This is a genomic window from Pseudomonas sp. ME-P-057, assembly GCF_030208975.1.
Lineage (GTDB): Bacteria > Pseudomonadota > Gammaproteobacteria > Pseudomonadales > Pseudomonadaceae > Aquipseudomonas > Aquipseudomonas lutea.
This window is the reverse complement of the sequence record NZ_JARVSX010000025.1, coordinates 1-10,401: the sequence shown is the minus strand read 5'-3', so window position 1 is coordinate 10,401 and position 10,401 is coordinate 1. Positions and strand designations below refer to the sequence as shown.

Here is a 10,401-nt window from a genome sequence, read left to right as displayed (position 1 = left end):
ACTCGCCGAAGGCGAAACAGTCTGCCCCCAGGCAGACGCCCTTGATCTTGATCTTGATCTTGGCGCACTAAACCCCACCGGGTACCTTAGTTCCCGAACTGCCTGCTCAACCCCGGCGGCACGCCACTGGCATCGGTCTCCTGCCACGGACCGCTTGGCGAAGTCGACCACGTCCAGCCGTTGTTCCAGCGGTAATAGGTACGCTGGCGGTAAAACGTATTCGGCACATTGTCCAGCACATGCACCCCCAGGTGCGCGTCCCAGTGACTGTTGCCACCCGGCGGCGGAGCGAAATGCGAGGACGTTTTCGGACCCGGCGCAGGGATCGGCGCGGACGGCGGCGTCTGTGGCGCGGTCCGCGGAGTGCCGGGCTGCGGGGTCGGCGACGGGCCGGGGATAGTCTGGATGGGCTCCGAACTCTGCTCGGAACTCTGCGATCCCGGATGCTGAACCGCACACGCTGCGGTCAATCCCACCACCAGACTCAACAAGGCAAAACGGGCGACGCGATACATAAAGGCTCTCTACTCGCTGCGTTAACGGGGTTACTGATCGGGACGGTCAATGGTCAGCGCCTGCGTCGCCGTGACGCTGGAAGGCAACGGCTGACTGCGACCGACCCATTCACCTGCCGTGGGCTGACCGGCGCGGGACACCCTGGCCACCAGTTGGACTTCGGCGAAGTTGGACAGTTTCAGCTGCGGCATCATCGCGTCGGCGTCACTCAACTCAACCTCCAGCGGCAAGTCGGCGACGGTGATGCGCTTGACCGCCAGGGGCGCGGGCGGCCCGGAAACCGCTCGGGCAAACACAAATACGCTATCGCCGGGCTGCACCTTGTCTTGCACCGACGCCGACAGTGCGACGCGCACTTTCAGGCGCGCGCCCGGTACTGCCATGGGCTGGGTGGTTTCCAGCTTGCCGCCGTTTTGCACCAGCTTGTCACCGGCCCGCTTGATCCCGCCTTCGAGTGCTTCACGCGAAGGATCGTTCGGCGGCAATACCGCCAACAGGCGCGTCCAGTAGCTCACGGCCTGATCGAAGTGCTGGCTCTCAAAGGCATTGATGCCCATCAGGCCGAGGCTGGTGACTTCCCTCGGATTGAGCTTCAACGCTTCTTCGGCAATCCCCTGAATCTGCGGGCTCCAGGCCTTGTTGCCAGCGAAATACAGCGCCTGTGCCCACTGCCCCAGCAGCTCAGGCTGACGACCCGCCAGCTTCGCGGCACGCTCGAACATCCGTGCGGCATCGGCCAAGCGGTCCTGGGCCATGTAGGTCCGGGCAAGGAAGTACGCGCTCTCGGCGGAGTCCGGTTGCGCCTTGACCGCACGCTCCAGTCGCTCGGTCATCTGCGCCAGCGAACCTGGGGGCTGGGAGAACTCTCGCGCCAGCTCGACCTTGTCCGACGCGCCGAAGTGCAGGTACAGGCCCAACGCCAACACCGGCACCAGAATCGCCGCGAGCACCGGCCACGGTTTGCCCAGACGCGACACCCGCTCTGCGCCGGTGCCTTGCGTATCGGCGAGCAGTTCACGGGCCGCCTCGGCGCGGCCGCCGTCCAACTGAGCTGCCGAGAGTACGCCCTCCTCCTGCTGCGCCTGAAGTTCGGCGATGCGTTCCTGATACAAGGCGACGTTGAGGGCGGTGCGATCTTCTTCGCTTTGAGCGCGGCGACCACGCAGCACGGGGATCAGCAGAAAACTCAGGGCCACCAGCAACAACAGGCCGGCGGCCATCCAGAAATCGATCATTCGCGGTTTTTATCCAGCAAGTGGGCGAGGCGCTGACGCTCCTCGTCGGAAAGCCCGTCGGTGGCATCGCGGCTTGAGCGGCGTCGGCGCACGACGATCACGCCAATCAACGCCACGCCGCCCAACAGGAGCCCGGCCGGCCCGAACCAGAGCAGCCAGGTGTGCGCGTTGAGCTCGGGTTTGTAGCGCACGAACTCGCCGTAGCGATCGACCATGAAATCGATGATCTGCTGGTTGCTCCGGCCCTCGCCCAGCATCCGGTAGATCTCCTTGCGCAGGTCCGCTGCGATAGGGGCGTTGGAATCGGCAATGTCCTGATTCTGGCACTTGGGGCAGCGGAGTTCGCGGGTGAGCTCGGCGTAACGCCCGCGCTCCGCTTCGTCCTTGAAGGTGTAGGCGTCGATAGCCGCCTGGGCTACGCCCCCGCATCCCAACGCCAACACCAAACCGGCAACCAGCCGCCGCACCCTCCGCGCAAGCACGCCTGTCCGCCGCCGCGGGATCCCCTGTAGGAGCGCGCTTGCCCGCGAAGAGGCCTTAATAGCCGATACATCTCCAGGGGCTGAATCGACGCCCTCGCGAGCAAGCTCGGCTCCTACATGGACGCCATCGTCGGGGAAAATGGGGTCTGGCATGCCATCCTCATCATTGAGCAAGGTCATTGACGGCCCTCCTCAACCAGCGCCTGGTATTGCGCGGCGAGTTTCTCGCGCCAGACGGTCTGGTCGATCACGCCGACGTGCTTGTAGCGAATGACGCCCCTGGCATCGATCAAGAAGGTCTCTGGCGCGCCGTAGACGCCCAGATTCAGGCCGAGGCTGCCGGCTTCGTCGTTGATGTTCAGCTGGTAGGGGTCGTGAAACTCCGACAGCCACTTCACCGCATCGGCGTTCACGTCCTTGTAGTTGACGCCGTAGATCACCACGCCCTGCCCCGCCAGTTTGGTCAGCACCGGATGCTCGACCCGGCATGCAACGCACCAGGTGCCCCAGACATTGACCAGCGCCGGCTTGCCAAGCAGGTCGTTGCGGGTCAGCGGTTTGCCGTCCTGCACAGCGGGCAAGCTGAAGGCCGGAAATGGCTTACCGATCAGCGCCGAGGGCAATTCCGATGGGTCAAGGTACAAACCCCGATAGAGCAACGCCGCCATCGCGAGGAACAGCACCAGCGGTGCCAGCAACATCCAGCGCCTCATACCGCTGCTCCCGGAAGTCCCAACGCGTCACGCACCCGGCTGCGGACTTTGACCCGATAACGCTTGTCCAGCGCGGCGAGCACACCGCCCAGCGCCGTGATCAGCCCGCCAAACCAGATCCAGCGCACGAACGGTTTGACGTGCACGCGCACCGCCCATGCGCCGTTCTCCAGCGGTTCGCCCAGCGCCACGTACAGATCACGGGTGAAACCGGCGTCAATGCCGGCCTCGGTCATCATCGAGCGCTGCACGGTGTAGAGCCGCTTTTCAGGGTGCAGTACGGTGATTTCCTTGCCGTCTTCCAGCACATGGAGGGTGCCGCGGTCGGACGTGAAGTTCGGCCCTTGGTAATGCTGCGCGCCCTCGAACACAAAGGTATAACCGCCCAGCTCAACCGACTCTCCCGGTGCCATGCGCAGATCACGTTCGGCGCTGTTCTGGCTCGACAACACCACGCCCAATGCCACCACTGCGATGCCGATATGCGCCACTTGCATGCCCCAGTAACTGCGGGTCAGCGAGCGCATGCCTTTGAGCAGGCCTTTGTGGCGCGTCTTGTCCAGCAGGTCACGCACCCCGGCCAGCAACACCCAGGCTGCCAGCAAGCAGGTGGCGAGGACCGCCCAGTGGAAATCGGCCATGGCAAAGCCGGCGATCACTGCCAGCACCGCGCTGCCCACCAGCACAGGGGCAAGCATGCTCAACAGCCACTTGACCGGCGTGTCTTTCCAGCGCACCAGCACGCCCACGGCCATGACGGCCATCAGCACGCCCATGAGCGGCACGAACATCGCGTTGAAATAAGGCGGACCGACGGACATCTTCGCTCCGCTCAAGGCGTCCAGCACCAGTGGATACAACGTGCCGAGCAGAATCATCGACGCCGCCACCACCAGCACCAGGTTGTTGCCCAGCAGCAGGGTCTCCCGCGACCACAGGCCAAAGCCGACGTGGCTTTTCACCACCGGCGCGCGCACCGCAAACAGGGTCAGCGAACCGCCCACCACCATCAGCAGGAAGATCAGAATGAACACGCCACGGGCGGGATCGGAGGCAAACGCATGCACCGAAGTCAGTACCCCCGAGCGCACGAGGAACGTGCCCAGCAGGCTCAATGAAAACGCGGCGATGGCCAGAAGCACGGTCCAGCTCTTGAACACGCCCCGCTTCTCGGTGACCGCCAGGGAGTGAATCAGCGCCGTGCCCACCAGCCAAGGCATGAACGAGGCGTTTTCCACCGGATCCCAGAACCACCAGCCGCCCCAGCCGAGTTCGTAATACGCCCACCAGGAGCCCAGGGTGATGCCCACGCCGAGGAAGGCCCAGGCTACGATGGTCCAGGGCCGTGACCACCGTGCCCAGGCTGCGTCCAGACGCCCGCCGAGCAGCGCGGCGATGGCGAAGGCGAAGGCCACCGAGAACCCGACGTAGCCCATGTAGAGCATCGGCGGATGGACGATCAGGCCGATGTCCTGCAGCAGCGGGTTTAAATCGCGTCCGTCCTGGGGCACCTGCGGCAGGATGCGGCTGAACGGGTTGGACGTGAGAATCAGAAACAGCAGAAAGCCGACGCTGATCATGCCCATCACCGCCAGCACGCGGGCGAGCATGACCTGCGGCAGTTGCCGCGAAAAGATCGACACCGCAAAGGTCCAGCCGCCCAGTATCAAGGCCCACAGCAACAGCGAGCCCTCGTGCGCGCCCCATACGGCGCTGAACTTGTAGTACCACGGCAACGCGCTGTTGGAGTTTTCCGCGACGTAGGCCACGGAAAAATCATCCACCATGAACGCATGGGTCAGGCAGCCAAAGGCGAACAGCAGAAAAGCGAACTGCCCCCACGCGGCCGGCTGCGCGAGGCTCATCCACAGCCGGTCCCCACGCCAGGCGCCCATCAGTGGCACCACGGCCTGAACAAGCGCGAAGCACAGCGCCAAAATCATGGCCAGATGGCCGAGTTCGGGAATCATCGGTTACCCCTGTTTCGCTGGAGACGTGGCCGGTGCATAGGACGCGCCCGATTCGGGGCGGCCGCTGTCTTTCAGCGCCTTGGTCACTTCCGGCGGCATGTATTTCTCGTCGTGTTTGGCCAGCACTTCATCGGCCACCACCACGCCATCGCCATTGAGCCGGCCGAGGGCAACAATGCCCTGCCCTTCGCGGAACAGGTCCGGGAGGATGCCGCGGTAGCTGATGGTCACCGACTTGTTGAAATCGGTGACGATAAAGGTCACGTCCAGCGAGTCGGCCGAGCGCTGCAGTGAGCCTTTTTCCACCATCCCGCCGGCACGAATGCGGGTGCCGCGGGGGGCTTCGCCGCTGGCGATCTGGGTCGGGGTGTAAAACAGGTTGATGTTTTCCTTCAGCGCGCTGAGTGCAAGGCTGACCGCGATGCCAACCCCGGCGAGTATCGCCACAATGATCAACAGTCGCTTTTTTCGCAGCGGATTCACGGCGTGCTCTCCCGGCGCAGACGGCGCGCCTCTTGTTGCAGGTAACGCCGACGCGCAAAAACAGGTGCCAGCACATTGATTGCCAGCACACACGCGCAGATGCCGTAGGCCGACCAGACGTAGAGCCCGTGCCTGCCCATCGCCAGAAAATCGCTGAATGATTCGAAACTCATCGTTTGCCTCCGTCGCGCGATGACCCGGCGCCGGATGGCGGGCCAGATGCCGACTTGGAGCCTGGACCCAATTGCCGCGACAGCTCATCCTTCACCCAGCCGGCGCGGGCTTCGCGCCTGAGCACATCCAGGCGCATGCGCATCAGCAGCACCGCGCCGAAGAAGCAGTAGAACCCCAGTACGGTGAACAGCAGCGGCAGCCACATTTCGGCAGGCATGGCCGGTTTTTCCGTCAGGCTGAACGTGGCGCCCTGGTGCAAGGTGCTCCACCACTCCACCGAGTATTTGATGATCGGAATGTTGATCACCCCGACGATGGCCAGCACGGCGCAGGCCTTGGCTGCGCTGTCGCGGTTGGTGATGGCGTTGCCCAGCGCGATCAGGCCGAAATACAGAAACAGCAGAATCAGCATCGACGTCAGCCGTGCATCCCAGACCCACCACGAGCCCCACGTCGGCTTGCCCCAGATTGCGCCGGTCACCAGCGCCAGGGCAGTCATCCAGGCACCGATGGGCGCTGCGCATTGCAGGGCGACATCGGCCATTTTCATCTTCCACACCAGCCCGACCACGCCGCAGACCGCCATCGTCACGTAGCAGGACTGCGCCAGCATGGCGGCCGGAACGTGAATGTAAATGATGCGAAAGCTGTTGCCTTGCTGATAGTCAGGCGGCGCGAACGCAAGGCCCCAGACCACGCCGATGCCGATCAACAGCGCTGCCGCAACGGTCAGCCACGGCAACAGACGGCCGCTGATGCCGTAAAACCATCTGGGTGAACCGAGCTTGTGGAACCAGGCCCAGCTCATGCCGCCTCTAGCCTTGGCGCTTGTGTTCATCACGCTGCCTTTTCATCGGGGTGCTCATTATCACGGTGCATTCATCGAAAGACTTTTTATAAAAAAGCTTTCATCTATGGCCTGCCTTCAGACGCAAAGGCGTCCAGGGCTGAAGGTAAAAACTGTCCGCTCGGTCAAACGCCGATTATTCGCCAACGCTGATTTTCAAACCAGCGGCAATTGCAAAGGGCGTCAGGGTAACCGCCAACGCGGTGAGGCTTCCAAGCCAGAGCAGATAACCGGTCGCGGGCATGCCCTCAAGCGCCGCCTGCAAAGCGCCACTGCCCAGAATCAGCACCGGGATGTACAGCGGCAGGATCAGCAATGCCAGCAGCAGACCGCCGCGCTTGAGGCCCACGGTCAGGGCCGCGCCCACTGCGCCCAGCAGGCTCAACACCGGCGTGCCCAGCAGCAACGACAGCAACAGCACCGGCACACAGGCGCCCGGCAGCCCCAGCATCAGCGCCAGCAACGGCGCCAGCAATACCAGCGCCAGCCCGGAGAAGGCCCAGTGCGCAAGCACTTTGGCGAGCACCAGCAGCGCCAGCGGCTGTGGCGACAGCACCCATTGTTCGAGGGAACCGTCTTCGAAATCACTGCGAAACAGCCCGTCCAGCGACAACAGCACCGACAGCAGCGCCGCCACCCACACCAACCCTGGCGACAGGCGCTGCAGCAGTTGGGTATCAGGCCCCACGGCCAGGGGAAACAACGCGATGACGATGGCGAAGAACACCAGCGGGTTGAGCAGCTCGGCCGGGCGTCGGAACAGCAGCCGTGCTTCGCGGGCGATCAGCAGGGTAAACACATGACTCATGCCGCCCACTGCCCCAGATCGAGATCGCGGTAGCCCGCAGGGACGCGGCTCAAGGTGTGATGGGTGGTCAGCACGACGGCACCGCCATTTTCACAGTGATCGGCAATATGGGCTTCAAGCTGGGCCACGCCCTGTTTGTCCAGCGCGGTGAACGGCTCATCGAGCATCCATATCGCGGGGCCAGGCAGATACAGACGCGCCAATGCGACGCGACGCCTTTGACCGGCCGACAAGGTGTGGCACGGCACGTCTTCAAAGCCGCGCAGGCCAACCGCCGCAAGAGCGCGCCAGAGTTCATCGGCATGCGCAGGCGTGTGCAGCGCGCAGAGCCAGGCAAGGTTTTCCAGCGGAGTGAGGAGGTCTTTGATGCCGGCGGCATGGCCAATCCACAGCATGTGGCGGGTCACTTCGCTGCGTTGGCTGGCCAGGGGTTTACCGTCGAGAAGCACGCTGCCGGCGGTTGGCTGCATCAGGCCGCACAGCAGGCGCAGCAGGCTGGTCTTGCCGCTGCCGTTCGGACCGCTGATCTGCAGCAGGTCGCCCGCGCTCAGCCGCAATTCGAGATCCTCGAACAGCAGGCGCCAGTCGCGCTCACACGTCAGCGCCATGGCTTCAAGAACGGGGATCGACATGAGGACCTTCTTTTCAGTAGCGGCAATACACGGCGGTTCAAGTCATGACGTTCAACTCGGGATGTTCAAGTCAGGATCATGACGGCCGTTATACTGATGCAGCTTAACGGTAGACCGCCGACGAAGTCGGTGCCGGATTATACATACCCGGACCCGCCAGCCAGAGCGCAAATTTACCGAGTCGGGATCTGATGACAGGCGATATACCCAATCTTTCACCCGTAGCCGCAGCCACTGCCCTGCTGCGCGCAGGCGTACCGGCGGGCGAAGTGCTCAAGCTGATGGAGCCGCGCGAAGGGCTGTTGACCTCGGGCCAGGTGGCCAGCGCTGAGGTGGTGAGCCTCAAGCAGCTGGGCCAGGACTTTCAGCTGTTGCTCAAGCTGACCATGGACAACGGCCGGCAAACCACCCTGCCCGTCAGCAGTTCCCTGCCACTCTCGCCCGGCACCAGCGTGAACGTGGCGCAGGGTTCGGCCGATACGCTGACGATCAGCGTGCAAGACCTGCAAAAAGCCGTCACCAACAGCCTGACCAGCATCGATACGCGGCAACTGCCGGCCGGCACCCTGCTGCAAGGCAAGGTGTTGACCACGCAGGTCGCCGCGCAAAACATCGCTCAATTGACGGGCCAGTCAGGCGGCACCGCGCAGCCGGCCACTTATCGCTCCATCGTCATGCTGCTCAACACGGCGCTGGCCGGCAGCAGCCTGACGGTCGAGAGCCCGCAGCCATTGCGCGTCGGCAGCCTGCTCAGCGCTCAGGTGCAGAACAGTCAGGCGCTGAATTTCGTGGCGCTGCCAAACCGGCTCGACGAACTGGCGCTGGCTCAGCAGCTCTCGACCCAGCAAAGCCGTCAGGGATCGCTGCAAGGGCTGATTTCCGCCCTGCAAACCCTGCCGCCACCCGCCGATGGCGATAACCTTTCGCCATCGTTGCGGGCCAGCATCGAACAGTTGCTGGCAGACTTGCCGGACATCCCGCAGATGACCACCGGCAAGGGCGTCGCGCAGGCCCTCAGTGCCAGCGGCCTGTTCATGGAGTCGCGCTTGCTCGCAGGGCAGAACCCGACCCTGGTCCCGGACATGAAAGCCAACCTGCTGCGGCTGGTCACCCAAATGCTTCCCGGTCTGCCGGACAACGTCAGCTATAACGCCATCGCGGCCGGCAATACGTTGGCCAGGGCCATGCCCAGCGTGCTGCGCAGTGCGTTCGGCACGCTGGGGCTGGTGGCGACACCGAACCAGCCGATCAACTTCCCATTACCACCGCGCACCCTGGGTCACCCGGACAGCAAGGACGATCTGGAGACGCTGCTGAAACTGGCGGCCGGCGCCATCTCGCGCCTGCAGAGCCATCAGTTGGGCGGATTGGAGCAAACGCGTACCCAGGCCGACGGCACCCAAGTGACGACCTGGCAACTGGAAATCCCCATGCGCAACGCCCACGACATCGTGCCGCTGCAGGTCAAGGTGCAGCGCGAGGAAACACCCGAACGCGAAGACACCGCCAGCGATTCGACCCCGGAAGCGAAAGAAAAAGAGAAGTTATGGCGGGTGGAACTGGCGTTTGATCTGGAGCCCCTCGGCCCGCTGCACGTGCAGGCGCAACTGATCGCCGGCAGCATCGCCAGCCAGTTATGGGCGGAGCGTGCCGGCAGCGCCGAGCTGATTTCAAATGAGCTGGGCGACTTGCGCGCGCGCCTGACTGCGTGCGGGCTGAACGTCAAGGAACTGGAGTGCAACCGCGGCACCCCGCCGCAAGGGTCACGTACCGTGCTCGAACAACGCTGGATCGACGAGAACGCCTGATGAGCACTTCCGAGCACACCCCCCGTCAGGCCATCGCGCTGAACTACGACGGCCAGCATGCACCGACCTTGACGGCCAAAGGCGACGACGCCCTGGCCGAGGCCATCCTGGCGATCGCCCGCGAGTACAAGGTGCCGATTTACGAGAACGCCGAGCTGGTCAAAATGCTTGCCCGCCTTGAACTGGGCGACAGCATTCCTCAGGAGCTGTACCTGACCATTGCCGAAATCATCGCATTCGCCTGGCGATTGAAGGGCAAATTCCCGGTGGGGTTCGACCCGGACGCCGGGCCGGTGGAGCGGGATATCACGCCGCGTTGAAGGCTCAACGCTGCTAAGGATTTGCTTTCAACCGTGATTGCTCGTGCGCCCCGGCCCGCTGTTGCAGCCGGCGTGTTGGCGATCGCGGTGTGTCAGTCGCCGGCTCTGAGGTTTGGGAAAATGATTCGCCAGCAAGCCGGCTCCTACAGGGGCTGCGGGGGTCAGACGCGTTGATGGCGGGCGCCGATATTTTTCGCGGGCAAGCGCGCTCCTACAGCGGATCGCGGCAATACCTGGAAGCTGCGGTGTAGGGATGAGGTGGCTGCTACGGATTTGAGTGGACCCGCCATAGCCGGCTGACCGCATCCCATTGTAGGAGCGCGCTTGCCCGCGAAGGCGTCAGCGCAGACGGTCACTATGCGTCGGGTGTACCGGCCTCTTCGCGGGCAAGCGCGCTCCTACAGACGGTCCCG

At 63.8% G+C, this 10,401-nt stretch carries 11 protein-coding genes and 1 pseudogene; 2 read left to right on the top strand and 10 right to left on the bottom strand.

The features are described from left to right. Positions 1 to 86 precede the first annotated feature (86 nt). The 10 genes and pseudogenes from QRN48_RS14380 to ccmA form a co-directional block, all read right to left on the bottom strand. Positions 87 to 515 (bottom strand): hypothetical protein, encoded by a 429-nt coding sequence (locus QRN48_RS14380; protein WP_285351298.1) that lies wholly within the window; start codon positions 513 to 515, stop codon positions 87 to 89. A 30-nt stretch (positions 516 to 545) separates the two neighbouring features. Then, positions 546 to 1,751: a c-type cytochrome biogenesis protein CcmI gene (ccmI, locus tag QRN48_RS14375; RefSeq protein WP_285351296.1), complete on the bottom strand. Its 1,206-nt coding sequence runs from the start codon at positions 1,749 to 1,751 to the stop codon at positions 546 to 548. Then, positions 1,748 to 2,218 carry a cytochrome c-type biogenesis protein gene (locus QRN48_RS14370; protein ID WP_285351302.1) on the bottom strand — a complete coding sequence of 157 codons (471 nt, stop codon included), beginning with the start codon at positions 2,216 to 2,218 and terminating at the stop codon, positions 1,748 to 1,750. Before QRN48_RS14370 ends, ccmI begins: the two co-directional genes overlap by 4 nt. Before the next feature lie 191 nt (positions 2,219 to 2,409). Continuing rightward, a complete protein-coding gene (locus QRN48_RS14365; RefSeq protein ID WP_285351294.1) occupies positions 2,410 to 2,946 on the bottom strand; it encodes a DsbE family thiol:disulfide interchange protein in 537 nt (178 codons plus the stop codon). Further along, entirely contained in the window at positions 2,943 to 4,916 is a 1,974-nt protein-coding gene (locus QRN48_RS14360; RefSeq protein WP_037011490.1) for a heme lyase CcmF/NrfE family subunit, read from the bottom strand. The genes QRN48_RS14365 and QRN48_RS14360 overlap by 4 nt, the downstream gene beginning before the upstream one ends. A gap of 3 nt (positions 4,917 to 4,919) precedes the next feature. Then, positions 4,920 to 5,399, bottom strand: coding sequence for a cytochrome c maturation protein CcmE (gene ccmE / locus QRN48_RS14355; RefSeq protein WP_285351293.1), 480 nt, complete (start codon positions 5,397 to 5,399; stop codon positions 4,920 to 4,922). Continuing rightward, positions 5,396 to 5,572 (bottom strand): heme exporter protein CcmD, encoded by a 177-nt coding sequence (ccmD, locus tag QRN48_RS14350; RefSeq protein ID WP_037011495.1) that lies wholly within the window; start codon positions 5,570 to 5,572, stop codon positions 5,396 to 5,398. Before ccmD ends, ccmE begins: the two co-directional genes overlap by 4 nt. An 80-nt stretch (positions 5,573 to 5,652) precedes the next feature. Beyond that, positions 5,653 to 6,381: pseudogene (locus QRN48_RS14345) on the bottom strand (heme ABC transporter permease); the annotation flags it as partial. A 175-nt stretch (positions 6,382 to 6,556) separates the two neighbouring features. Beyond that, complete coding sequence (ccmB, locus tag QRN48_RS14340) at positions 6,557 to 7,228, bottom strand: heme exporter protein CcmB (RefSeq protein ID WP_191945373.1); 672 nt, start codon at positions 7,226 to 7,228, stop codon at positions 6,557 to 6,559. After that, positions 7,225 to 7,860 carry a cytochrome c biogenesis heme-transporting ATPase CcmA gene (gene ccmA, locus QRN48_RS14335; protein WP_285351291.1) on the bottom strand — a complete coding sequence of 212 codons (636 nt, stop codon included), beginning with the start codon at positions 7,858 to 7,860 and terminating at the stop codon, positions 7,225 to 7,227. The genes ccmB and ccmA overlap by 4 nt, the downstream gene beginning before the upstream one ends. A 191-nt stretch (positions 7,861 to 8,051) precedes the next feature. Here ccmA and fliK point away from each other — a divergent pair, with 191 nt between their 5' ends. After that, the gene (fliK, locus tag QRN48_RS14330; protein WP_285351290.1) at positions 8,052 to 9,668 is read left to right on the top strand and encodes a flagellar hook-length control protein FliK; all 1,617 of its coding nucleotides are present in this window, start codon (positions 8,052 to 8,054) and stop codon (positions 9,666 to 9,668) included. Continuing rightward, positions 9,668 to 9,988, top strand: coding sequence for an EscU/YscU/HrcU family type III secretion system export apparatus switch protein (locus QRN48_RS14325; RefSeq protein ID WP_037011500.1), 321 nt, complete (start codon positions 9,668 to 9,670; stop codon positions 9,986 to 9,988). Before fliK ends, QRN48_RS14325 begins: the two co-directional genes overlap by 1 nt. Positions 9,989 to 10,401 lie beyond the last annotated feature (413 nt).